We start from the raw sequence: 24,810 nt of genomic DNA, 5'->3' as shown, positions 1-24,810 counted from the left end.
GAAACCGTTCCTATTCCTCGTCGTCCCAGTGGGGCGCCATGTCGCGGGCGTACTGGATGCTGTCGTTGCTGACACCAGCGGCGACCATCGGCCAGACCATCGAGTCGTGGTTGACGGTGAAGTCGATGACCACGGGCGCGTCGTCGACGGCCATGGCCTTCTCGATGGTGGCGTCCACATCCTCGGCGCGCTCGCAGCGCAGCCCGACACAACCGTACGCCTCCGCCAGGCGGGTGAAGTCCGGGATACGGACCTTCTCGGTCCCGGGCGAGGGCGAGGTCTGCAGGTTGGTGTTGGAGTAGCGGCCCTCGTAGAACAGGGTCTGCCACTGCCGGACCATCCCCAGGTTCCCGTTGTTGATGACGGCGACCTTGATCGGGATGTTCTCCACGGCGCAGGTGGCCAGCTCCTGGTTGGTCATCTGGAAGCAGCCGTCGCCGTCGATGGCCCAGACCGCCCGGCCGGGGTCGCCGACCTTGGCGCCGAGCGCGGCCGGGACCGCGAAGCCCATCGTCCCGGCGCCGCCGGAGTTCATGAAGGATCCGGGACGCTCGTAGTTGATGAACTGGGCCGCCCACATCTGGTGCTGGCCGACCCCCGCGGCGTAGGCGGCGTCGGGGCCGACGATCTCGCCGATGCGCTGGATCACGTGCTGGGGGGCCAGGGAGCCGTCGCCCGGCTGCTCGTAGCCCAGCGGGTAGGCGGCGCGCAGCCGGTTGAGCTGGTCCCACCACGCCTCGTAGTCGCCCTGACGGCCGGCGGCCTGGTCGTTGCGCACGGCCACGACCATGTCGGCGATGACCTCGCGGCAGTCGCCGACGATGGGCACGTCCGCGTGCCGGTTCTTGGAGATCTCGGCCGGGTCGATGTCGGCGTGCACGATCTTGGCGTCGGGGGCGAAGGAGTCGAGCCTGCCGGTGACCCGGTCGTCGAAGCGGGCGCCGAGCGCGACGATCAGGTCCGCGCGCTGCAGGGCGCCGACCGCCGCGACGGTGCCGTGCATGCCCGGCATCCCGACGTTCTGGGGGTGGCTGGCCGGGAAGGCGCCCAGCGCCATCAGGGTGGTGACGACCGGCAGGCCGGTCAGTTCGGCCAGGACCCGCAGCTCCTGGGAGGCCCCCGCCTTGAGCACGCCGCCGCCGACGTACAGGACCGGGCGCTTGGCCTCGGCGATCATCCGGGCGGCCTCGCGGACCTGCTTGCCGTGCGGCTTGGTGACCGGCCGGTATCCGGGCAGGTCCAGGCGCTGGGGCCATTCGAAGCGGGTGTCGGCCTGCAGCGCGCTCTTGGCGATGTCCACCAGGACCGGCCCGGGGCGGCCGGTGGAGGCGATGTGGAACGCCTCGGCGATGGTGCGCGCGATGTCGTCCGCCTCGCGGACGAGGAAGTTGTGCTTGGTGACCGGCATGGTGATGCCGCAGATGTCGGCTTCCTGGAAGGCGTCGGTGCCGATCGCGGGCGCGGCCACCTGGCCGGTGATCGCGACCATCGGGACCGAGTCCATGTGCGCGTCGGCCAGCGGGGTCACCAGGTTCGTCGCCCCCGGACCGCTGGTCGCCATGCACACTCCCGGACGCCCCGTGGCGTAGGCGTAGCCCTCGGCGGCGTGCCCGGCGCCCTGCTCGTGCCGCATGAGGATGTGGCGCACTTTCTCGGAGTCGTACAGCGGGTCGTAGGCGGGGAGGATCGCTCCGCCGGGGATCCCGAACACGACATCGACGCCGACATGCTCTAACGACCTGATGAGCGACTGGGCTCCGGTCATCTGCTCGGTCATCACTAGATCCTTCGGAGAGGGCGGGTAACGCGTGTCTGGCAACAAAAAACCCCTCACCGCACCAGCGGTTGAGGGGAGCGCGCAGCGTTGACTCGATCAGCTGGCTGCGCGCCGACCAAGTACGAGAATCAGGGAGTTGCTCTGCACGCCACCAACAATGACCGAGGAAGGGACGCTACGTCAAACGGAACACCACTTTGTCTCAACATGTGAGATATTTGGACCACCATATGAATCCTCGCAGGTCGTCCGTTGGAGCCCGCCGGAAGGCCGCGGCCGTGGGGGGCCCCCCCCCCCCGCCCCCGCCCCCCCCCCCGGGCCCCCCCCGCCCCCCCGCCCCCCCCCCCCCCCGGCCCCGCCCGCCCCCCCCCGCCCCCCCCCCCCCCCCCCCCCCCCGGGGGGGGGGGGGGGCGGGGCGCCCCCCCCCCCCCCCCGCGGGCCGCGCGCCCGCCCCCCCCCCCCCCCCCCCCCCCCCCCCACGGCCGCGGCTCCTACAGCGCCGTGGCGCTCGTCTCCCCGCCGACCAGGGCCTCGACCCTGTCCGCGGGCATCGGCCGGGCCACCAGGAAGCCCTGGCCGAACGCGCAGCCCATCTCGCGCAGCCGCTCCAGCTGGCGGGGGTGCTCGATGCCTTCCGCGGTGACCTGCATGCCCAGGTCCTGGCCGAGCCGGATGATGGCCTGGGTCAGCAGCGTGACGGTGCCGTCCTCGCCCAGGTCCCGGATGAAGGACGGGTCGATCTTGAGCTCGTCCGCCCGCAGACGGCGCAGGTGCGCCAGCGAGGCGTGGCCCATGCCGAAGTCGTCGATGGCCAGGCGCGCCCCGAGGTCCCTCAGTTCGGCGAGGCGCTCCACCGCCTGCCCCGGGTTCTCCAGCAGGATCTCCTCGTCGACCTCCATCGTGAGCGCGTCGGCGTTGAGCCCGCTCTCGGCGAGCACCTCGGCGACGGTCGTCACGAACCGCGGCGACAGGACCTGCTTGACCGAGACGTTCACCGAAAGGCCGATGTCCAGCCCGGTGGTGGCCCGCCACACGGCGACCTTCTGGCAGGCCTCGCGCAGGATCCACTCCCCCAGCGGGACGATCAGGCCCGACTCCTCGGCCGGGCCGATGAACTCCTCCGGCGGCACCAGCACGTCCCCCTTGCGCCAGCGCACCAGCGCCTCCACCGCCGTCACCCGGGAGGTCTCCAGGTTCACCACCGGCTGGTACTCGAGCGTGAACGCGTTGTCGGCGAGGGCCTGGCGCAACTCGGTCTGCAGCTCCAGGCGGCTCACCACCTGGGCGTGCATGTGGGCGGCGTAGACCTCCAGGTGGCCGCCGCCCTCCTCCTTGGCCCGCGCCATGGCCATGTCGGCGTTGCGCAGCAGTTCGGAGCCGCCGGTCCCGGGATCGGCGAAGGCCACGCCCACGCTGGCCGTCACCACCACCTCCCGCTCGGCCACCTGGAACGGCTCACCCCCGATCACCCGGATCATCCGCTCGGCGAGGTCCACGACGTTGTCGGCCCTCGGGCGCTCCTCGACCAGCACCGCGAACTCGTCACTGCCCCACCGGGCCAGCGTGTCGCCCGGGCTCAGCGTCGCGCGCAGGCGGTGCCCGACCTGGGCGAGCAGGTAGTCGCCGAAGGTGTGCCCGGCGGAGTCGTTGACGGCGGTGAAGCCGTCCAGGTCCAGGAAGATCGCGGCGGTCTCGACGGGCGCCCGCCCCTCCTCCGCGTGCCGGTCCAGCACCTCCCGGGTGCGCTCCTCCAGGTAGGCGCGGTTGGGCAGGCCGGTGACCCCGTCGTGGAAGGTGAGGTGGTTGACCTGGTTCTGCAGCTCCACCTGGGCGCTGATGTCGCGGGTGGTCAGCAGGAAGCGGTTCGGCTCGCCGGGCCGCTCGTACACCGAAGCCGTCGACGTGGTGTGCCGCCAGGTCCCGTCGGCCGCGCGCACCCGGACCCGCATGTGCACGCTGTCGGCCCCGCGCTTGAACCCGGCCATCGCGGCGGCCACCGCCGGCAGGTCCTCGGGGTGGACCAGGGCGGTCACGGGCTCGGTCAGGATGTCGTCGAGCCGGTATCCGAACGTCTCGGCCGTTCCCGGGCTCACGTAGAAGACCTGGCCGTCCGTCTCCAGGATGAGGATGACGTCCCCGCTGTGCCTCGCCAGCTCGTGGAAGTGCCGTTCGCGGACGTTCACCATCCGGGCGAGGGTCGCGCTCTCCTCCAGCATCCCCAGCATCCGCACCAGCAGCACGACCACCGCCGAACCCGCCACCAGCGGCAGCACCGGCGCGATCCCGCTCATCCGCAGCCCCGCCACGGTCATGGCGACCACGGCCGCGGCCAGCGCCACCGACGCCGCGAGTTCGGGGGCGAACCGGTACAGCCCCCGCCCCGTGATGCGGCGCGGCACCGCCCCCGCGTTCTCCCTGATCAGCCAGGGCAGACCGGCCAGCACCGTGAAGCCGAGGAACCGCACCGCGTACTCGATGCCGCCCGCCACCGGCTCTCCCGTGAGGCGGGTGACGGTGCTGATGAGGTCCGCGCCGCAGATGACGGCGAACGCGCCCATCGCGAGCACGACCGCGCGCCGGGTGCTGTGCGGCGAGGTGAACACGAGCGGGGCCAGCAGGCACAGCACGGCGATGTCCGCGACCGGGTAGACCAGCGCGAACGCCACGAACCCCGAGCCCTCGCCCAGGTCCTGGTAGAGCGGCTGGAAGAGCACGAGCCACACGACGGTGAACACCGAGGCCGCGCACACGTAGCTGTCGGTGAAGTGCCGCAGCGCCGGGCGCACACCCTGGGGCATCGGCGCGAACTTGGTGAAGCCCAGTGCGAAGAGCGGGAGCGCCGCCAGCGAGAACAGGTCGCCGAAGGTCAGCGAGAACGCGGCGGAGCTGAACAGGCCGGTGACGCCGTAGGTGATCGCGCCCGCGCACCAGGCCAGCGCGGCGAAGCCGAACAGCCGCAGCGCCAGCACTCCGTCGGTGCCGTCGGCCCCGGCCCTGCCGTCGTCGTCGGCTCGCGCCCGCAGCCGGGCCGCGTACAGCAGCGAGCAGGCCGCGGCACCGGAGGCCGCGGCGGTCGGCCAGGTCCCCGCCCAGGTGGTCAGCGACACCTCGCCGACCTGGAACAGCGTGCCCAGCGCGTACATCAGGACGACCGCCGCGGCCGCGCCGAGCCAGACGCGCGGGCTCCTCACCGCTCCTCCTCTGGCGGGCGGCCGGGGGGAGCCGGGAACGTGGACGCGCCCGTGCGGTGGTGTTTCTCGACAGTGCCGACCGTGAACATGGGCACCCTTCCAGTCGGTGGTGCTCGAGTCGCTGCGGACTCATGACCCGGGGGAAGCGCACCGGCGCTCCGACGGGGGGATCAGTACTGGGCGGTCTGCCGGGTTCGCGTCGCCTTGTTCTGACGGCCACGGCGGAAGGGCCGTGGCGGCGGGCTCGAACACACCGCCGGATCCGGTGCCTGAAGCCCCTGCCTGCTCACCTCTCAGGCTATTCGGCCAAGGTCACGGTGAGATTGAGAGGAAGCCGAGAGTAGGTGACGGAGTGGTCACACTTCGTCACACGCCGCCCGGACCTGGGACGAGGGCGAGCACGCGATCCTGTGATCTGCGCTTCACCCCCGTCCGGAGCTCCCGGGGGCAGGCCCCCGCCGCGACGGCCGCGGGCGTCGCGGCGGCGGAGGGCACGCCTCAGCCCTGCACGCCCAGGCGCTCCAGGATGAGCTGGCGGGCCCGGCCCGCGTCGGCCTGGCCCCGCGTGGCCTTCATGACCGCTCCGACCAGGGCGCCGGCCGCGGCGACCTTCCCGCCTCGGACCTTCTCCGCGGCGTCGGCGTTGTCGGCGATCGCCTGGTCCACGGCCGCGCCCAGCGCGGAGTCGTCGTTGACGACCTTGAGGCCGCGCGCCTCGACGACCGCGTCGGGGTCGCCCTCTCCCGCCAGCACGCCCTCGACGACCTGCCGGGCCAGCTTGTTGGTGAGCGCGCCCTCCGCGACCAGCGCCGCGACTCGGGCGACCTGCGCCGGGGTGATCGCCAGCGCGGACAGTTCGGTGCCCGCCTCGGTGGCGCGGCGCGAGAGCTCGTTCAGCCACCACTTGCGCGCGTCGGCCGGCGGGGCGCCCGCCTCGACGGTCTCGGCGACCAGGCCGATGGCGTCGGCGTTGACGAGGTCGCGCAGCTCCTCGTCGGACAGGTTCCACTCGGCCTTGATCCGGCGGCGCCTGGCCGCGGGCAGCTCGGGCAGGGCCGCGCGCAGCTCCTCGACCCACTCCGCGGCGGGCGCGACCGGCACCAGGTCGGGGTCCGGGAAGTAGCGGTAGTCCTGGGCCTCCTCCTTGCTGCGCCCGGACACGGTCCCGCCGGTGTTCTCCTGGAAGTGCCGGGTCTCCTGCACGACGCGCCCGCCCGCGGAGAGCACCCCGCCCTGGCGCTCGATCTCGTGGCGCACGGCGCGCTCGACCGAGCGCAGCGAGTTGACGTTCTTGGTCTCGCTGCGGGTGCCCCACTCGGTGGCGCCACGCGGCATCAGCGAGACGTTGACGTCGCAGCGCATCGAGCCCTCCTCCATCCGCACGTCCGAGATGCCGAGGGAGCGCACCAGCTCGCGCAGTTCGCTGACGTAGGCGCGGGCCACCAACGGCGCGAGGTCGCCGGTGTTCTCGATGGGCCTGGTCACGATCTCCAGCAGCGGGATCCCGGCGCGGTTGTAGTCCACGATGGAGTACTCGGCGCCGTGGATGCGGCCGGTGGCCCCGCCCATGTGGGCGGTCTTGCCGGTGTCCTCCTCCATGTGGACGCGCTCGATCTCGATCCGGAACTCGCGCGGCCCGTCAGGGGTGTCCACCGTGATGTCGAGGTGGCCGTCGAAGCACAGCGGCTCGTCGTACTGCGAGATCTGGTAGTTCTTCGGCATGTCCGGATAGAAGTAGTTCTTCCGGGCGAAGCGGCACCACGAGGCGACGGAGCAGTTCAGCGCCAGGCCCAGCCGGATCGCGCTCTCCACGGCCACGCCGTTGACGACCGGCAGCGAGCCCGGCAGCGCCAGGCAGACGGGGCAGACCTGGGTGTTGGGCTCGGCCCCGAACGCGGTGGCGCAGGAGCAGAACATCTTCGACCGGGTGCCCAGTTCGACGTGGGTCTCCAGCCCGAGGACCGGCTCGTACCCCCGCAGGACCTCGTCGTACGCCATAAGCGCCGGAGCGCCGCCCGTGGCCGGGCTACTCGTTACCGCGCTACCCATCGCCGCACAACCCGTTTCCGTATCCGAAGGACCCCGTCCGGCGCTGCCCCCGCCGACCGGACGTCCGTTGGCCATCGTGCGCGCCCCGCCGTGCCGGGCAGTGATCGGGCAGGACACGTTCCGAGCCTACCGATGCCCTGGCGCGCGGGTGACGTCCCGAACCAGGTTGGGCGCGTTCCGGCCTCCGGGGTCGCGCCCCGGCGAAGGTCACAGGAAGCGCACGATTGTCCCGCGGTTTCGCCGGTGGCCGAAAGTGACCGGGTCACTCCGGTTACGCTTTCCGGGATCCGTCCTTTCGGGATCGGCGCAGCACCCCGCCACGAGCCCCGCACGGCCCGGACGCGGGTTCCCTCGCCGTGGTCCTCGCCCCGGGAAGCACATTGCCCAGCCTCACCTCTCTCACCCGACACGGACTGGCGGCACTGGCCGCGGCGGTCCTCGTCGGCTGGGCCGTCCCCCTTCCCGCCGCCGCCGAGGCGGCCTCCGTCGCCCGGGTGGACCGCGCCGGCACCCCCGGGGAGGACATCCACTTCGGCACCGGCGAGTCCGCCGCCACCACCCTGTTCGACCTGAGGGTCGACGACGACGCGACCGTGCGCGCGTACTGCGTGGACGTGAGCGAGTCCGTGGACCACCAAGCGGCGTACGCCGAGACCGGGTGGACGGACCGGACCGCCGCGCGGGACCCCGGCCGGGTCAACTGGATCGTGCGCAACTCCTACCCCGCGCTCCCCCTGGAGCGGGTGGCCGCCGACAGCGGGGTCCCCGGGCTTCGGGCCGAGCAGGCGATCGCCGGCACCCAGGCGGCGATCTGGCACTTCACCAACGGCGTGGACCTGGCGGCCGAAGGACCCGGCGACCGCAACTCCCCGCAGGCGCGGACACTGTACGAGCACCTGCTCGACGGCGCCGCCGACGTGGCCGAACCGAGTCCGGCGCTGGCCATCGGCCCGGCCGAGGTCGTGGGCGAGGCCTCCGCCGCGCTGGGGCCGCTGACCGTGCGCACCACGAGCGAGCAGCCGGTCCGGCTCACCGTGAACGGGGTGGAGGGGGTCGCCCTGGTCGACGAGCTGGGCGACCCGGTCTCCGAGGCCCGCGACGGCGACCAGGTCCTGCTCTCCGTCCCCGCGGGCACCGGCACCGGCACCGCCACGGTCTACGCGCACGCGGAGGAGGCCGCGGTGCGGACCGGCCGCGTCTACACCGGAAGGGACGGCGTGCAGACGCAGCCCCTGGTGGCGGCCGAGCCCGCGACGGCCTCGCTCACCGTCTCGGCGAAGGTGAACTGGAACGCGCCCGCCGCGTCGGACACCGACGCTCCCCCCGCGGACGGCGCCCCCCCGGCCCCGCCGACCGCCGCCGAGCCGCCCGCCGGCCCGGCCCCCGACTCCCCGAGCCCCGTGCCCGGCCCCGAGCCCGGGCCGTCCTCCCCCGTGGCCATCGCCGAGGACAAGCGGGCCGAGCCGGACCTGCCGTTCACCGGGACCTGGCTGGGGGCGATCCTCCTCGCCGCACTGGTCCTGCTGGGGCTGGGCGCGGTCGCCCTCGTCGCGTCGGCCCTGCCGTTCCGCCGCCGACGGGAGTAGGAAGCCCCCGCCGCAGGAGTGTTCCGGCGTCGGGGGTCCGCCGGCCGGATCGCCGGGGCGTCCTCGTGCGCGGCGCGGTGACGGGGCGGCGACGGCGGGCGCGGGTCGGGGCCGCGCCCACGATGTCCGTTTCGCGAGGGTCCCGTTGATGATCGTGACGCCGGCGTCACGGTCATCGGGGTGTTCTCATACTCGGAGCGGGAGCGGGCGCGACCGCCCCGGACGAAGGTGACCGAAACCGGTCGGGAACACTTCCGCAACCCTTGGACAACAATCGGCCGACGCCGGTAACCCTTTCCGGCCCTTTGCGCGTCTGCCATAGCAGGGCATCATAAAAATTGACTAGACAACGGGAAAGGCCCAGGCCCCGACCTTGCGGGGCGCGGAAACCCGACGGGGCAACGGAAGCGGGGCGGGAAAGCGGTCGCGGGGAACGCCCGGACGGACGGCTCCGAAGAGCCTGCTTAACGGGTTGTCCAAAACATATCCGGTTGTTTTTCGCGATCCCTATTGGAAGCCGCCGTTAAGGCTCGCTAGTATCTGGCGGTGCGGTGATCGACCACCTGTCGCCCCGGCGTCGCCCGGGGCCCTGACGTAGCGACGACCGACGTCGGCACAGAGCGACCCGCTGGTTTCCCGATCCGACTGGATACCCGCATCGAGGACTCGGCCCAGGCCCGACCACCCCTCGCGGCGCGGTCCCCCGCACGTGACCACGCGTCAGACCCTGGCGCGGGCGGACCGCTCATCCGGCCCCCCTCTACACACTGGGACACAACTTGCTGACCAACACATCCGTATCCCCCAAGGCCCGCCGGGGCGCACGGCGCGCGCTGACCACCTTCGCGGCCACCACGGCGGCCGGCCTGCTGGCGCTGGGCATCGCCACCGCCCCCGTCTCGGCCGACGAGATCGAGCCGTACGCGGGCGGCGCGCAGGGCACGTACACCGGCAACATCCTGGACGGCGTCAACCTCAAGTTCGACAACCGGGGCTCCGTCCGGGCCTCCCTCTTCGAGCTGACCCTCGAAGACAAGACGACGCTCCCCGCCTACTGCATCGACTTCGAGACCAGCATCGTCTCCCAGGCCGACTACCAGGAAGGCGAGTGGGAGGAGTACCCGGGCGAGGGCGAGTTCGCCGACTCCCAGCCCGGCAAGGTCCTCTGGATCCTGCAGAACTCCTACCCCACGCTCGACGCCGCCGCGCTGGGCGAGGCCGCCGGGGTCGAGGGCCTGAACGACAAGCAGGCCATGTCCGCGACGCAGGCCGCCATCTGGCACTTCAGCAACGGCGTGAACCTCTCCGAGGACAACAACGGGAAGATCCGGGCCGTCTACTCCTACCTGCTGGAGAACGCCACCGAGATCACCCAGGCCCCGGCCTCGCTGACCATCACCCCGAACGAGGCCTCCGGCGTGGCCGGCACCCCGATCGGCGACTTCACCGTCAGCACCACCGCCTCCTCGGTGCCGCTGACCCTGGACGGCCCCGAGTCGGGCGTCGAGATCCGGGACATCGAGGGCAACGTCATCACCGAGATCGGCGACGGCCAGCGCTTCACCGTCACGGTCGAGGACGACGTCCCGGCCGGCGAGGCCACCGTCACCGGTTCGGTGGAGGCCACCGTCCAGATCGGCCGCCTCTTCCAGGGCGTGGACCCCGAGAAGCCGACCCAGACCCTGATCACCGCCGGTGAGGGCGAGACCGAGGCCAGCGCCTCGGCCAAGGTCACCTGGACCGCGCCGGAGGAGTCCCCGAGCCCGACCCCGAGCACCCCGGAGGAGTCCCCGAGCCCGACCCCGAGCACCCCGGAGGAGTCCCCCACCCCCACCCCGAGCACCCCCGAGGAGTCCCCCACCCCCACCCCCACCACCCCTGACGACAAGCCCGGCCTGCCCGTGACCGGTGCCGCGCTGGGCGGCCTGATCGCCGCCGCGGTCGTCGCGGTCGGCGGTGGCGGTGCCGCGATGTACCTCTCGCGCAAGCGCAAGAGCGACCACGGCGCCTGACCGGGGAGTACCGCCCTGTAGAGGGCGGTGACCACGAGCGCCCCCGCCGCAGCGATGCGGCGGGGGCGCTCCGTCGTTCCCGGCGCCGGGAGCGGTCACGGCGGCGGGTCCGGCGACGCGGAAGCCCTCGGGGGCGCGGCCCCCGAGGGCTTCTCCGGCTCGGCGCTCAGACCGCGAACGCGCTCCTGGACAGCAGGTCGCCGCCCCACCGGTCCTTCAGCGCGGCCTCCACGGCCGCGCCCACCAGGTAGGTGCGGTCGTCGGCCAGGGCCGGCGCCATGACCTGCAGGCCCACCGGGAGGCCGTCCTCGGCCGCGAGTCCGCACGGCACCGACAGCGCGGCGTTCCCCGCCAGGTTCGTGGGGATCGTGCACAGGTCGGCCAGGTACATCGCCATCGGGTCGTCGGCGCGCTCGCCGATCGGGAACGCCGTGGTCGGCGTGGTCGGCGAGACCAGCACGTCCACCTGCTCGAAGGCCGCGTCGTAGTCGCGCTTGATGAGCGTGCGCACCTGCTGGGCCGAACCGTAGTAGGCGTCGTAGTAGCCGCTGGACAGCGCGTAGGTGCCCAGGATGATGCGGCGCTTGACCTCCGGCCCGAAGCCCTCCGCGCGGGTCAGCGACATGACCTCCTCGGCGCCGCGGGTGCCGTCGTCGCCGACGCGCAGGCCGTACCGCATCGCGTCGAAGCGGGCCAGGTTGGACGAGCACTCGCTGGGGGCGATGAGGTAGTACGCGGGCAGCGCGGTGGCGAAACTCGGGCAGGACACCTCGACGACCTTGGCGCCGAGGGACTCCAGCAGCTCCACCGCCTCGTGGAAGCGCTCCAGGACGCCCGCCTGGTAGCCCTCCCCGGAGAGCTCGCGGACGATGCCGACGCGCATCCCGGCGATGTCGGCGCGCTTGGCGGCCTCCACCACCCGGGGGACCGGCGCGTCGACGGAGGTGGAGTCGCGGGGGTCGTGCCCGGAGAACGCCTCGTGCAGCAGGGCCGCGTCCAGGACGTTGCGGGCGAACGGGCCCGGGGTGTCCAGGGAGGAGGCGAAGGCGATCAGGCCGTAGCGCGAGGAGCCGCCGTAGGTGGGCTTGGCCCCCACGAGGCCGCACACGGCGGCCGGCTGGCGGATGGACCCTCCCGTGTCGGTGCCGGTCGCCAGCGGGGCCTCGAACGCGGCCACGGCCGCCGAGGAGCCGCCGGAGGAGCCCCCGGGGACGCGGTCCAGGTCCCACGGGTTGCGGGTGGGGCCGTAGGCGGAGTTCTCGGTGGAGGAGCCCATCGCGAACTCGTCCATGTTGGTCTTGCCGAGGATGACGAGCCCGGCGTCGCGCAGCCGCGCGGTGACGGTGGCGTCGTAGGGCGGCTGCCAGCCCTCGAGAATCCTGGAGGCCGCGGTGGTGGGCATGTCCTTGGTGCTGAACACGTCCTTGTGCGCGACGGGCACCCCGGCCAGCGGGCCGAGATCCTCGCCCGCGGCGCGCCGGGCGTCGACCGCGCGGGCCTGCTCGAGCGCGCCCTCGGTGGCCACGTGCAGGAACGCGTTGACCTCGCCGTCGACCGCATCGATCCGGTCCAGGTAGGCCTGGGCCGCCTCGACCGCCGAGGTCTCGCCCGAGGCGATGGCCGCGCCGAGCTCGGCCGCGGTCAGCCGGATCAGCTCGCTCATTCTTCCTCCCCGAGGATCTGCGGTACCCGGAACCGGCCGTCCTCCACCGCGGGGGCTCCCGCCAGCGCCTGGTCGGGGGTGAGGCCCGGCACGGCCTCGTCAGGACGGTAGACGTTGGTCAGCGGCAGGGCGTGCGAGGTGGGCGGGATGTCGCCCTTGGCGACCTCCTGCACCTTCGCCACAGCGGAGATGATCACATCCAGCTGGGCGGCGAGCTGGTCGAGCTCGTCCTCGGGCAGCGCCAGCCGCGACAACCGGGCGAGGTGCGCGACCTCATCGCGGGTGATGGCGGACATGGATTAACCGTTCCTTCGGCGGATTCGGACAGGTCAATCCTATGGCCGCCGCAGGGTCCTCCGAGGACTCCGCCCGGTCAGCCGGTCGAACCGGTGCGCTCGGTGGACTGCGTCCCCAGGCCGCCCTGCTCCAGCAGCCATCCGGTGACGGCCCCGGCGTCCAGCGGCGGGGTGAAGTACCGGCCCTGCGCGGCGTAGCAGCCCAGGGACCGCATGTTCTCGGCGTCGGCGGCGCTCTCCACGCCCTCGGCGGTGGCGCGCAGCCCCAGGGTCCCCATCAGGTCCACCGCCGAGCCCACGATCATCCGGCCGTCCGGGCTCTCGGCCACCCGGCGCACGAACGACTCGTCCACCTTGATCTCCTCGACCGGCAGGCCGCCGAGGCGGGCCAGGGTGAAGTAACCGGTGCCGAAGTCGTCGAGGGCCAGTGAGACGCCCAGGTCCGACAGGGCCAGGATGGTGGGCGCGATGGACTCGGCCTCGGAGACCATGACGCGCTCGCTGATCTCCAGGCGCAGTGCCCCCGGCTCCAGGCGGTGCCGCCGCAGCCCGGCGGCGACGATCTCGGGGAGCGTGGGGTCGAGCAGCTCGCGCGCGGACAGGTTGATCGCCACCGGGACCCTGATGCCCTCGCCCCACCAGCGGGCGATCTGCGGGAGGGTCTGCTCGATCACCTCGTGCGTGAAGCTGCGCATCAGGTAGGACTGCTCGACCATGGGGACGAACTCCTCCGGCGGGAGGATGCCGCGGCTGCGGTGCCGCCAGCGCACCAGCGCCTCCACGGCGACCACGCGGTGGTCGGCGAGTCCGACGATCGGCTGGTAGAACATCTCCAGCTCGTTCTCGATGAGCGCGCGGCGCAGCTCGCTGAACAGGCTCAGGCGGGCGGTGGAGTTGCGGTCCTTGTGCGGTGCGTACAACTCGACCCCGGTGCGGCGCTCCTTCGCCACGTACATCGCCACGTCGGCCCGTTGCAGCAGCAGTTCGAAGTCGGGGGCGTGGTTGGGGTACAGCGCGATGCCGACGCTGGCCTCCAGGTCGAAGTCCATGCCGTCCAGGCGCATGGGCTCGGCCAGGGCCACCCGCAGGCGCGCGGCGACCTCGCGGGCCGATGCGGCGTCGCGGATCTGCGGCAGCAGCACCGCGAACTCGTCGCCGCCCAGCCGGGCCACCAGGTCGCCCGGGCGCACGCTGTGCGTGAGCCGGTGCGCGACCGTCTGTAGCAGGCGGTCGCCCGTGGGGTGCCCGAGGGTGTCGTTGACCTCCTTGAACCTGTCCAGGTCGAGGAGCAGCAGGCCGACCCGCTGCTTGCGGACCTGGGCCTCGCTGAGCGCCTCCTGGGTGCGCAGGATCAGCAGCTTGCGGTTGGCCAGGCCGGTGAGCTCGTCGTGGTTGGCCTGGTGCTCGCGCTTGACCGAGAGCGAGGCGCTGCTGTGGAGCGCGGCCAGCGGGAAGAAGAACAGCGGGACCAGCCAGACCGAGTGCGCCATGGCGACGACGACGAGCGGGGACAGGCTGAGCAGCACCCCCGCGACGAAGAGGCGCTGGCTGATGTCCTTCATCAGCACCTTGTGCAGCGGCGCGCGCTCGTGCATGGCGACCGCGCACTCCACCAGGACCAGGTTGGTGGCGAAGTACGCGGCCCCGGCCAGGGCGACCAGCAGCAGGCCGACGCCCTCGGGCACCCACGGGACCTGCGGCGTCCTGGGGTAGACCAGCTGGACGGCGGCGTCGGCGACGCCGAAGCTCAGGGTGTACTGGGCGACGTTGAAGGCCGTGCGGTGCGGCGCGTGGCCCCGGGCCACCCCGGCCACCAGGGAGGCGACCGCCTGGACCAGCCCTGCGACGGGCAGCCCGTAGTAGATGACCAGCGCGAAGGCGAAGGGCAGCGAGGTGGGGGTGCCGTCGCCCCCGGTGACGTGCTGGGCCGCGATGGGCCGCAGCTCGCCGATGACCACCATGCACAGCAGGACCCACACGAGCGGCTCGGCGCCGAACGCCTGGAGCCGCTCGGCCCCCAGCCAGACCAGGGACACGACAAGGAGAACGCAGCCCGCCGCCGTGGTGCTGACGAAATACAGCCACAGCGGTGTCCCTACCCGGGGTCCGACGTCCCGGGTGTTGTTGGGGTCCTTCATAACGTCCTCGGGGTGGTTCGTGGAACGCTGCTGAACGGGCCGGACTCCCCTCCCGCCCTCGCGCCCCTCACGGGCTCTGTGCCGACCGCCTCGATCACCCCCATGACCGGAACAGCCGCGAACGGCGTGTGCCGCCGCTGGCCAGCTTACGATGTTTCGTCACCACGTGTCGTTGATCGCAGACTTTAGGTGAACCGGACACCACCTGAAACGATCGCCCTTTTCACCCCACAGTACTACGACACGTAGTCTGCCGGACGCGCATCGTATTACCCCGCCGGCCGGCGGGAACAGCCCCCCGGACAGGCCCTACCCGGCCGCGCCGCCCTCCGGCTCCGGCGGGTTGAGCCGGAGCGCCCCGGCGGCTTCGGGCCCCTGCGTGAGCAGGACCCCGAACCCCGCCTCGTCCAGGATCGGGACCCCCAGTTTGACGGCCTTGTCGTACTTGGCCCCGGGGTTCTCCCCCACGACGACGAAGTCGGTCTTCTTGGACACCGACCCGGTGACCTTGCCCCCGAGCTCCTGCACCGCGGCCTTGGCGCCGTCCCGGCTGTAAGCCTCCAGCGAGCCGGTGACGACCGTGGTCAGCCCGTCCAGCAGGCGCGGGCCGTCGTCCGCGCCCTCCTCCTCCATCCGGACCCCGGCCGCGCGCCACTTCTCGACGATCTCGCGGTGCCAGTCCACCGCGAACCACTCGGTGATGGAGCGCGCGATGGTCGGGCCGACGCCGTCCACCGCGACCAGCTCCTCCTCGGTGGCCTCGGCGATCGCGTCCAGCGAGCGGAAGCGCCGGGCGAGGTCCTCCGCCGCGCGCGGACCCACGTGCCTGATCGACAGCGCCACCAGGACCCGCCACAGCGGGCGCCGCTTGGCCTCCTGAAGCTGCTCGAGCAGCTTCTCGACGGTCTTCTTCGCCTCCCCCTCGGAGTTGGCGAAGAAGGTCACCACCTTGGGCTCGCCGGTTCTGGGATCGGTCTTGGGTTCGGTGGTGTCAGGGTCCAGGACCAGCGTCTTGATCGGCAGCAGCTGCTCGACGGTGAGGTCGAACAGGTCCCCCTCGTCGCGCAGCGGCGGCTCGGCCGGCTCCAGCGGCTGGGTCAGCGCGGTGGCCGCCACGTAGCCCAGGGCCTCGATGTCCAGCGCCTTGCGCCCGGCGATGAAGGCCACGCGCTCGCGCAGCTGGCCCTTGCAGTAGCGGGCGTTGGGGCAGCGCAGGTCGATGTCGCCCTCCTTCTGCTGGCCCAGGAGGCTGCCGCACTCGGGGCACTCGGAGGGCATCACGAAGGGGCGCTCGGCACCGGTGCGCTTGTCCGGCACCGGGCCCACGACCTCGGGGATGACGTCCCCGGCCTTGCGCAGCACCACGGTGTCGCCGATGAGGACGCCCTTGCGCGCGACCTCGGAGGCGTTGTGCAGGGTCGCGAACTCCACCTCGGACCCGGCCACGTGCACCGGCTCCATCACCGCGTACGGGGTCACCCGCCCGGTGCGGCCCACGCTCACCTTGACGTCCAGCAGCGTGGTGGTGACCTCCTCGGGCGGGTACTTGTAGGCGATCGCCCAGCGCGGGGCGCGGCTGGTGGAGCCCAGGCGGCGCTGCACCGAGACGTCGTCCACCTTCACCACGACGCCGTCGATCTCGTATTCGGGGTCGTGGCGGTGCTCGGCGTAGTAGGCGATGTAGTCGCGGACCTCGTCCAGGGTGGCCACCACCCTGGTGCGGTCGCTGACCGGCAGCCCCCACGCCGCCAGCAGGTCGTAGGACTGCGACTGGCGGGTGACGGCGACGCCGCTGTGCGCGCCGACGCCGTGCACGAGCATGCTCAGGGGCCGGGTGGCGGTGACACGGGGGTCCTTCTGGCGCAGCGACCCCGCGGCGGCGTTGCGCGGGTTGGCGAACGGCGGCTTGCCCTCGTCCGCGAGCCGGGAGTTGAGCTCCTCGAAGGCCTTGCCCGGCAGGAACACCTCGCCGCGCACCTCCAGCAGCTCGGGCGCGGGGTGCGCGGACTCGTCCAGCCGGAGCGGGATCGCCCCGATGGTGCGGATGTTGAGCGTGATGTCCTCGCCGACGCGCCCGTCGCCGCGGGTGGCGGCGCGCACCAGGCGGCCCTCCTCGTACACCAGGTCCACGGCCAGGCCGTCGATCTTGAGCTCGCACAGGAAGGCGTCGACCGGCACCTCGGCGGTGACCCGCTGCCCCCAGGCCGCCAGCTGCTCGTCGTCGAAGGCGTTGTCGAGGCTCTGCATCCGCTCCAGGTGCACGACCTCGGCGAACTCGTTGCTGATCGGCGCGCCGACCTTCTGCGTGGGGGAGTCGGGGGTGGCCAGCGACGGGTACCCGGCCTCCAGCGCGCGCAGTTCCAGCATCAGCCGGTCGTACTCCGCGTCGGCGATGACCGGCGCGCCGAGGTAGTACCGGTAGCTGTGGTCGTCGAGGTCCTGGCTCAGGCGTGCGTGGTGCTCGCGCGCCTCGGCGGGGACTCCGTCGACGGAGGTCGGGTCTTGCGCGCTCACGCACACGTCCTTTCGTTCACTACCGGCGCTGTGGTTCATCGCGCAGCACCCGTGCCGCCTCGCGGCAGAGCCCGAGCGCGGCGCGGGCGTGCCGGGGAGAGGCTCCGGCCAGCCCGCAGGTGGGCGTCACGACCACGTCGCGGGTCGCCAGTTCGGGGTCGAAACCGATCCGGTTCCACAACTCACGTACGGGGTCGACGGTATCGGCCGCCGCCGACAGTTCCACGTCCTCGGTGGGCGCCACTCCGAGGAGGAGCCCCACCCCGGCCTCCACCGCCGTCCCGATCGCCTCGTCCGACTCGCGGGTCAGCCGCGTGGCGTCCAGGCTGATGGCGCGCGCTCCGGAGCGGCGCAGCAGGTCGACGGGGACCCGGGCGGCGCAGCAGTGCGCGACGGGGTACCCGCCCGCGTCGGTGACGGCGGCGAACAGCGCGCGCAGCCGCTCCTCCACCACGGTCCGGTCGACCGCGCGCAGCCTGCCGTAGCCGCTGGCGGTCGGCACCGAACCGGTGAGCACCGCGGGCAGGCCGGGCTCGTCGACCTGGACGAGGATCCGCGCGCCGGGCAGCCTGCCCCGCACGTCGGCCAGGTGCGCGCCGAGCCCTTCGACCATCGACTCGCACAGGTCGTCGACGGCGCCGCTGTCGGCGACCAGCTTCTCGCCGCCGCGCAGTTCGACGGCGGCGGCCATCGTCCACGGACCGGCGAGCTGGATCTTGAGGGGGCCCTCGTACCCGGCGGCCTGCTCCTCAAGGGCGTCCAGGTCCCAGGCCAGGAAGCCGCGCGCCCGCGTCAGGTCGCGCCCCGGCCGCCGGGCGACCCGCCACCCCGAGGGCTGCACCTCGATCGGGTACTCCACGAGGAGCGCGCCCGCGCGCCCGATCATGTCGGCCCCGGCCCCCCGGCCGGGCAGCTCGGGCAGGTGCGGCAGGCGGGGGAGTTCGCCCATGACGGCGCGCGCGGCCTCGACCGGCTCCGTCCCGGGCCACGACCCGACTCCGGTGAAGGCTCCCGGCTCCCAGGGATGACGCTGTTGATCACTCACGATGCAACAGATTAGGGCACGCCGGACCTCTCATAGATCACCGAGGATTCCCAGAGGACGGCCAGGCCCGAGAGGACGACCAGGAAGGAGAACACGAGGAGGAGGATGACCCATCTGGCTCGCCAGAGCCATCCGAGAACCCCCCACACCGCCATCAAGGACAGGAGGACGGCCAAGAGAACCACCACGATCGGCCATATGACGATCCGGCCGTACCAGGGGTACTCCCCGATGAGCTCGCCCAGCGGCCTGGACTCGGTCTTCCTCCCCGAGGCCTCGGAGAGCACGGACCCGCCCGGTGCTCCTGCTTCGGCCGTCGCTGGCAGAGCCGCGGAGGCGGGTGTCCCGTCCTCGAGCCGCTCGTCACAGACCGCGCAACGAAACGCGCGCCTGGGGTTGAGGGTCTCGCAGACGGCGCAGCTCTTGTTCATGCGGACGAGGAGTCCCGCCCGCGGAGCAGGCTACCGCGCAGCCGGCCGCCTTCCCCCGATGCTCCGGACGCGGCGTGCTTCGGCGCGTCCGGCTCCGGGGCGGCCGCCTCCAGCAGCTTTCCTCGCAGTCGGCGTCCGGTCGAGGGCCCCTCGGACTCCGTTTCCCTCGGCCACCCGCCGGTCCGCTTGGCCTCCGTGCGGAGCTCCTTGAGCCCGTCGAAGACCTGGAGAGCGGTCGGCCGCTCATCCGGGTCCGCGGACAGCATCCTCTGGATCAGAGCGTCGGCCCGGGCCGTCCGTCGCAGGCCCGTGGAGCAGTCCGCACCGGCTCCGCGGAGTTCACCCGGGTAGCGTCCGGCATCCGCCACCGATTCGAAGGCCGCCCCCCGGCCGGTCAGGAAAAGCGCGGCGACCAGGCCCAACGCGAAGACGTCCGAGGCCGTCGTCAACCGCTCCCCCGTGACGCCCCCATTGAAGTAGCCGAAGATCTCGGGCGAGTAGTAGTTGGGGTCCCCGACCATGTCCTCCGGCGGGACCGGTCGGCCGGAGAAGAAGGCGTTGTCGAAGTCGATCAGTTTGGCGGCGTAGTACCCCTTGGCGGTCTCCTTGATGAGGATGTTCTCGGGTTTGAGGTCTCCGTGGACCAGACCTGCTCTGTGCAGGATCTCCAAGGAGTGGGCGACCGTGAGCAGAACGAGGATCCTGCGCTCCACCGGCTCACGGGAGATCATCCGCGGGGAGAGCGAGGTGACGTCGACCTTCTCCGTCACCTTGTAGTACTTCGCCCCTTCCCGGAAGAAGTCGCGCGTGGTGACCAGGTTCCCGCCCGTTTTGGAAAGGGGGGCCAGAGCACTGGTGACAGACTGGTGGTGCTCCTCGAACTTCTCGCACTTCCGAAGCTTGCGCTCCTTCGTCGTGGCGGAACCCGGTGATTCGGGGATCGGATACGTGGGTGCCAGGAACTCCTTGAGGAAGTACTCGTCACCGTCACGGACCGCGAAGGCCCATCGGCACTGACCCCCTCCCGCGGTGGTGAAGTCGGTGGTGATCCGGTACCCCCCGACGGACCTGCTCACGAGGTTCCTCCCAGCCCTTCGGAGGGGAGGATCGCTTCGTACGACTTCCGGTACTCGTCCCACGAGGTGCGGAGTGCTTCGGAGTACTCCTTCTCCGCCGCTTCGGCCTCCGACCGAAGCTCGTCGCGCCTGGCCTGTCTCACGCGAAGCGGTCCGACCCTGTCCTCTACCCGTTCGCGCCGCACCGCGAAGGACTCCTTCATCTGCTGAAATCCGGAGAAACCGACACCGACCGCGGAAAGCGTGGCGTCGTCCCCGGTGGTCCGGTCCACTTCAGCCGTGAGGCGGTCCTGCCACTCGCCGACGGAGTCGGAATCCGCCAGGGTATCGAGGAGCAGCCCCTCGAAAAGGACCGGGCTCTGCAGGTAACCGAAACAGCCGTCCGTAGCCGCGAGAAACACGGCCGCAGTCCTTCCGTTGACGGAGGCTTCGGACAGGCGGAAGGGACGGTCCGCGCAGACGCAGTTGGACAGGGGGGAGTCGGCGGAGAGGTTCTCGTAGGCGTCGGGGGACCCTTTGAGGTGGTCTCGGGTCAACTGCTGGAGTCCGGCATCCGGAGACAGGAGGTAGCCTCGCGAGTCCCCGGCCCAGAAATACCGGCAGACGACTTTCGATGGAAGGCCGTCAGCGCTGTTCCCGACCTCCGGCTCCGGCCTCCCAACCTCCGACACGGCGAGCACCGTCAACGTGGTGGGCAGGGTCCGCAGCATCGAACTGCGCAACCGGCTTCCTGAAGGCCGCAGCGACCTGGAGTACTCGTTCAGGTCCTTCCTGATGCGCTGTTCCAGCCTTGAGCCCGCGTCGGGGGGTATCTCCCCTGAGCGGAGAACCTCGTACGACCACTCTCGGACAGAGCTTCTGACTCTGCGGGACGCCAGGTAGGCTCCACTGAACGTCCCGTTCGGGGTCTGGTAGCCCACCGCGCCGGCCCCGCCGAGACCGTCGAAGACACCGAGGACCGTTGTCCTCCCGATGGCCTCGCACAGCGGTGGCGCGTCTTCCCTCGACCCCTCCCTGTCGATCTGGATCGTCAAGTGCAGCCGTCGCATCACCATCGATTCGGACCGGCCTTCAGATGCTGTTGGCGATGGTGTCGAGGATCGTGGAGTAGTCGACCTCCTCCAGCCCCTTGCCTCCCTGCGAGGGAAAGTGGATGACGTTCTCCCAGTGGTTGGCGATCTCGGTCCAGCCCAGCGCGTCCGGCGCGTAAACGATCAGCCGTTTGGCGTTGGGGTCCATGTGCTCCTGGCCTTCCCACATGTCGGTCAACGCGTCGAAGTCGGCGGGAAGGTCCTCGGGGTAGCCCTCGGGCTTACTTCCGGCCTTCCTCTCCAGCGGATGGACACTGGCATCGGTCCAGACCACGATGATCTGGCGGCGCTTGTCGCTGTCGACGGCCCAGTTCGAGCGCATCGCCACAGCCAGCGCCTCCAGGCCGTTCTCCGGCTCGTCACCGCCACCGGTCGCCGTGATGCCGTCGACGAAGCGGGAGAAGTCCGATGCCTGCTGCGGCAGCGAGAAGAATTCCGAGGCCTCCATCGCCTTGGAGAGGTCGTCGAAGTAGTAGTCGCGGTAGACCACGGCCCGAACCCTCAGCGAGTCGATGCTCTTGCTTTTGTCATCCATCACCCGTCGCAGGTCTTCATGGAAGCGCAAAGCGCTTTCCTTGACCCGGTCGATGATGGGATACATGCTGCCGGTGGCATCGATGCAGAAGACGATGTCGACACCGTAGGTCAAACCCTGCATGCGCGGTGGGGCCTCTCCGATCGGGGGACAGCGGACCACGGCCGTTACAGCACGTCGCCGAGCCGTTCGAATCCCGAGCATCGCCGAGCCCCGACCGGATATCCATCCTCAAAAAAGAGGGGACGGTGGCTTTCCGTCCGACACCACACGCAGAACGGGACGACCCGGACGGATCTCCTGCTCAAAGGGCCTTCGGTGGCCTCATTCGGCCAACCGGAGGGCCGTCTCCGGCGTGGCGGAGGCCGCTCGGAGCCACCGCCCCGGCCCCGGCCTACTCGGCGGCGGAGACCGGTTCCGACCGTTCCGGGGCGGCCCCGGGGTCGGTCGCGGCCCTGCGGCGGCGGCGCCACCACAGGAGGCCGGTGACGGCCGCGGCGGTCGCCGCGACGACGGCGAGCGCCAGGAGCGGCGAGCGCAGGAACAGGCTCCACCACGCGGCCAGGACCGCCATTCCGCCGAGGCTGTAGATCGCCGCCCAGATCAGGCAGCCCAGGAACATCGCGACGAGGTAGCGCGGGAACCTCATCCGCACGCCCCCGGCGGCGAGGTTCACCGCCGTCTGGATGCCGACCGTCATGAAGGAGAGGGTGACAGCGGGCGGTCCGAAGCGGTTGACGAGGCCCTCGGCCCTGGCCAGCCTGGGGCCGATCCGCTCGGCGAACCCGGAGCGGTGCACGCCCGCGCCGAGTCCCCGCCCGATCCAGTAGGTCGCCTGGGCTCTGGCGAAGACGATGCCGAGCAGGGAGAAGTAGACCACCCAGAACGGGCGCCCCTCCAGGAACTCGTACGGCATCACGGTCCTCCCGACGCGGGGTTGGGCACGCCTCCCGGACCGTTCCGGGCGACGCGCCCCAAGGCAGAACTATGCTATGCCTAACCTAACTTGGCGCGACGGAGGGGGGTGAATCGGTCAGCCCGCCGCGGCCGCCTCGCCCACGCGGGACGTCGCCGAGATCGTCGCCGACCCCATCACCACGTCGCCGTCGTAGAGCACCGCCGCCTGCCCCCGGGCCACCCCGGTGGCGGGCTCGTCGAGGACGATCTCCAGCCGGCCGTCGCGCTCGTGGGCCCGGCAGCCGTGCACCTCTCCGTGGGCGCGGAGCTGGACGGTGAACGCCGTCGGCTCGGCGGGCGGCTCGCAGCCGGACCACACCGGGCGCTCGGCGGTGATGCGGTCCACCGCGAGGGCGTCGCGCGAGCCGACGGTCACGGTGTTGCTCACCGGCTCGATCGAGAGCACGTACCGCCGGTTGACCGCGCCGCCGAGGTTGAGGCCCTTGCGCTGGCCCACGGTGAAGGCGTGCGCGCCGTCGTGGCTGCCCAGCACCTCCCCGGACTCGTCCACGATGGGGCCGGGCTCGCTGCCGAGCCTGCGGTTGAGGAAACCCGCGGTGTCGCCGTCGGCGATGAAGCAGATGTCGTGGCTGTCCGGCTTGTCGGCCACCGCCAGACCGCGGCGGTCGGCCTCGGCGCGCACCTCGGCCTTGGTGCAGTCGCCGAGCGGGAACATCGAGTGCGCGATCTGCTCCCGGTCGAGCACCGCCAGCACGTAGGACTGGTCCTTGGCGTAGTCGACGCTGCGGCGCAGCCTGCCGTCCTCCAGCCGCACGTGGTGGCCGGTGCAGACCGCGTCGAAACCGAGCGCGACCGCGCGCTCCAGGACGGCCTCGAACTTGATCTTCTCGTTGCACCGCAGGCACGGGTTGGGGGTGCGGCCGGCCGCGTACTCGGCGACGAAGTCCTGTACGACCTCCCGGTCGAACTCCTCGGCCATGTCCCAGACGTAGAAGGGGATGCCGATCACGTCGGCGGCCCTGCGCGCGTCCCGGGAGTCCTCGACGGTGCAGCAGCCGCGCGCGCCCGTGCGGTAGGACTGCGGGTTCTTGGACAGCGCGAGGTGCACGCCGGTGACATCATGGCCCGCCTCGGCGGCACGCGCGGCGGCCACCGCGGAATCCACGCCGCCGGACATGGCGGCCAGTACTCGCAAAGTCATAACAGTCCAAGCCTAAGCGCTCACCGGAACCACTCCCTACCGGGATCCCGACGCGGTCCCCTGCGGAGAGCACCCCCGGACTCTGCGAAAATCAGGACATGGCTCTGTTCCGTCGCCGCCGCCCAGCCGACTCCGAAACCGCCGTCGCCGTCGACGGCTTCTGGTCCCAGTGGGCCGACCTCCGCGACGCCCTGGCGTCGTCCGTCGACGCGGGGACACCCGTGCCCGACGAGACCTCCGAACTGCTCGGCGAACGCGTCCGGCGCATCCACCCGAACCTCCGCTGGGAGGTGTCCCGCGCGCCGACCCCGGACCCGATCGACCTGACCGCCTCCTTCGACGACCCCGACGCGCTGTTCGCCCGCCTGGACGCGCCCGCCTCGGCGAGCGCCTCCTACGCGCTGACCCTGTCGGCCGGAGCCGACGACGACGCCCGCGTCCTGGCGGAGCGCTGGTACCGGGCCGCGCCGCCGGACGCCGACTGGACGTTCTTCCCGGCCGTCCCCGCGGACCACACCGGGCTCGTCCGGCCGACGACCTGGGACGACCACGAACTGGACCTGTCGCACACGTCGGTGGCGCTGCGCGTGGACCACGCCAGCGGGCGGATCGAGATCGGCGTCTACCACCCCGACTTCATGTTCCTGCCCGAGGAGGTCCAGCGCGGGGTCTCCGAGCACGTGGCGATGCTGGCCCTGGGCGAGGACGACTTCGTGCGCTGGGTCTCCTCGGTGAACCCGCTGGTGGAGAAGCCCTTGGACCCCCTGCCGCCCACCTCGATCCCCTCGGTGGTGCAGCAGCTGTCCGGTGTGGGCGCCAGTGGCGGCTGGGTGACCTTCCAGGGCCGGATACCGCTGCGCGGCGCCCTCCAGATCACGGCGCGGCACCCGCTGCACCGGCGCGACTACCCCGCGCTCTCCTTGTACGTGCAGGTCACGACGGCCTACGGCGAGAGCGACGAGGACCGGCTGCCCGCCGGCTCCTCCGCCTCCGCCCTGGACGCCTACGCCCTGGGCCTGCGCGAGCTGCTCGGCGCGAACGGCGCCCTGTTCGCCCAGCAGACCGTCGGCGGGCAGCGGACCTTCCACTTCTACCTGGACCCCGAGTCGGGCGTCCTTCCCGAGTTCGAGAAGGCCGCGCGCGGCTGGTCCGAGGGAAAGGTCCAGATCACCAGCGCCCTGGACCCCGACTGGAGCACCATCGACCAGATCCTCCGTCCCATCAGGCGCCAACTGGACCGCTAGCGTCCGGTCCGTGGTGTTTTCCCCGCCGATCGTGGCCTTTTCG

The 24,810-nt window shown here is 71.8% G+C and carries 17 protein-coding genes; 3 read left to right on the top strand and 14 right to left on the bottom strand.

The genetic code is table 11. From position 1 onward, the window contains the following. Positions 1–10 precede the first annotated feature (10 nt). From EV190_RS06515 to gatB, 3 genes are all read right to left on the bottom strand, one after another. The gene (locus EV190_RS06515) at positions 11–1,780 is read right to left on the bottom strand and encodes an acetolactate synthase large subunit (RefSeq protein ID WP_279536608.1); all 1,770 of its coding nucleotides are present in this window, start codon (positions 1,778–1,780) and stop codon (positions 11–13) included. 488 nt (positions 1,781–2,268) lie between these two features. Continuing rightward, positions 2,269–4,920: a putative bifunctional diguanylate cyclase/phosphodiesterase gene (locus tag EV190_RS06505; protein WP_133740741.1), complete on the bottom strand. Its 2,652-nt coding sequence runs from the start codon at positions 4,918–4,920 to the stop codon at positions 2,269–2,271. Positions 4,921–5,466: 546 nt separating this feature from the next. After that, the gene (gatB, locus tag EV190_RS06500) at positions 5,467–7,017 is read right to left on the bottom strand and encodes an Asp-tRNA(Asn)/Glu-tRNA(Gln) amidotransferase subunit GatB (protein WP_208113078.1); all 1,551 of its coding nucleotides are present in this window, start codon (positions 7,015–7,017) and stop codon (positions 5,467–5,469) included. Between the two features lie 380 nt (positions 7,018–7,397). Here gatB and EV190_RS24265 point away from each other — a divergent pair, with 380 nt between their 5' ends. Beyond that, a complete protein-coding gene (locus tag EV190_RS24265) occupies positions 7,398–8,603 on the top strand; it encodes a thioester domain-containing protein (RefSeq protein WP_133740552.1) in 1,206 nt (401 codons plus the stop codon). A gap of 779 nt (positions 8,604–9,382) precedes the next feature. After that, a complete protein-coding gene (locus EV190_RS06490) occupies positions 9,383–10,615 on the top strand; it encodes a thioester domain-containing protein (protein WP_243742402.1) in 1,233 nt (410 codons plus the stop codon). Between the two features lie 166 nt (positions 10,616–10,781). On the opposite strand, the gene gatA is transcribed toward EV190_RS06490, so the two are convergent. From gatA to mnmA, 11 genes are all read right to left on the bottom strand, one after another. Then, the gene (gene gatA / locus EV190_RS06485) at positions 10,782–12,278 is read right to left on the bottom strand and encodes an Asp-tRNA(Asn)/Glu-tRNA(Gln) amidotransferase subunit GatA (RefSeq protein WP_133740551.1); all 1,497 of its coding nucleotides are present in this window, start codon (positions 12,276–12,278) and stop codon (positions 10,782–10,784) included. Beyond that, the gene (gatC, locus tag EV190_RS06480; RefSeq protein ID WP_133740550.1) at positions 12,275–12,574 is read right to left on the bottom strand and encodes an Asp-tRNA(Asn)/Glu-tRNA(Gln) amidotransferase subunit GatC; all 300 of its coding nucleotides are present in this window, start codon (positions 12,572–12,574) and stop codon (positions 12,275–12,277) included. Before gatC ends, gatA begins: the two co-directional genes overlap by 4 nt. A 77-nt stretch (positions 12,575–12,651) precedes the next feature. Continuing rightward, positions 12,652–14,712, bottom strand: a complete 2,061-nt coding sequence (locus EV190_RS06475) for a putative bifunctional diguanylate cyclase/phosphodiesterase (RefSeq protein ID WP_133740549.1) — start codon at positions 14,710–14,712, stop codon at positions 12,652–12,654. Between the two features lie 309 nt (positions 14,713–15,021). Further along, a complete protein-coding gene (gene ligA, locus EV190_RS06470; protein WP_133740548.1) occupies positions 15,022–17,226 on the bottom strand; it encodes an NAD-dependent DNA ligase LigA in 2,205 nt (734 codons plus the stop codon). A gap of 19 nt (positions 17,227–17,245) precedes the next feature. Next, positions 17,246–18,271 carry a methionine synthase gene (locus EV190_RS06465; RefSeq protein WP_133740547.1) on the bottom strand — a complete coding sequence of 342 codons (1,026 nt, stop codon included), beginning with the start codon at positions 18,269–18,271 and terminating at the stop codon, positions 17,246–17,248. Positions 18,272–18,282: 11 nt separating this feature from the next. Next, the gene (locus EV190_RS06460; protein ID WP_133740546.1) at positions 18,283–18,702 is read right to left on the bottom strand and encodes a hypothetical protein; all 420 of its coding nucleotides are present in this window, start codon (positions 18,700–18,702) and stop codon (positions 18,283–18,285) included. Next, the gene (locus EV190_RS06455; RefSeq protein ID WP_166655396.1) at positions 18,699–19,778 is read right to left on the bottom strand and encodes a serine/threonine protein kinase; all 1,080 of its coding nucleotides are present in this window, start codon (positions 19,776–19,778) and stop codon (positions 18,699–18,701) included. Before EV190_RS06455 ends, EV190_RS06460 begins: the two co-directional genes overlap by 4 nt. Further along, complete coding sequence (locus EV190_RS23310; protein ID WP_166655395.1) at positions 19,775–20,812, bottom strand: hypothetical protein; 1,038 nt, start codon at positions 20,810–20,812, stop codon at positions 19,775–19,777. The genes EV190_RS06455 and EV190_RS23310 overlap by 4 nt, the downstream gene beginning before the upstream one ends. 37 nt (positions 20,813–20,849) lie before the next feature. Beyond that, on the bottom strand, positions 20,850–21,527 hold the full coding sequence (locus EV190_RS06450; RefSeq protein WP_133740544.1) for a vWA domain-containing protein: 678 nt from the start codon (positions 21,525–21,527) through the stop codon (positions 20,850–20,852). Positions 21,528–21,798: 271 nt separating this feature from the next. Next, positions 21,799–22,320, bottom strand: coding sequence for a DedA family protein (locus EV190_RS06445; protein WP_133740543.1), 522 nt, complete (start codon positions 22,318–22,320; stop codon positions 21,799–21,801). Between the two features lie 117 nt (positions 22,321–22,437). Continuing rightward, positions 22,438–23,523: a tRNA 2-thiouridine(34) synthase MnmA gene (gene mnmA / locus EV190_RS06440; RefSeq protein ID WP_208113076.1), complete on the bottom strand. Its 1,086-nt coding sequence runs from the start codon at positions 23,521–23,523 to the stop codon at positions 22,438–22,440. Positions 23,524–23,621: 98 nt separating this feature from the next. Between mnmA and EV190_RS06435 the strand changes: the two genes are divergently transcribed. Then, a complete protein-coding gene (locus EV190_RS06435) occupies positions 23,622–24,767 on the top strand; it encodes a DUF695 domain-containing protein (protein WP_133740542.1) in 1,146 nt (381 codons plus the stop codon). The last annotated feature ends 43 nt before the right edge of the window (positions 24,768–24,810 follow it).

The sequence above is a fragment of the Actinorugispora endophytica genome, assembly GCF_004363075.1.
In the GTDB taxonomy this organism is placed as follows: domain Bacteria; phylum Actinomycetota; class Actinomycetes; order Streptosporangiales; family Streptosporangiaceae; genus Actinorugispora; species Actinorugispora endophytica.
The sequence above is the reverse complement of the archived record's forward strand: the minus strand, read 5'-3'. Positions and strand labels throughout refer to the sequence as shown.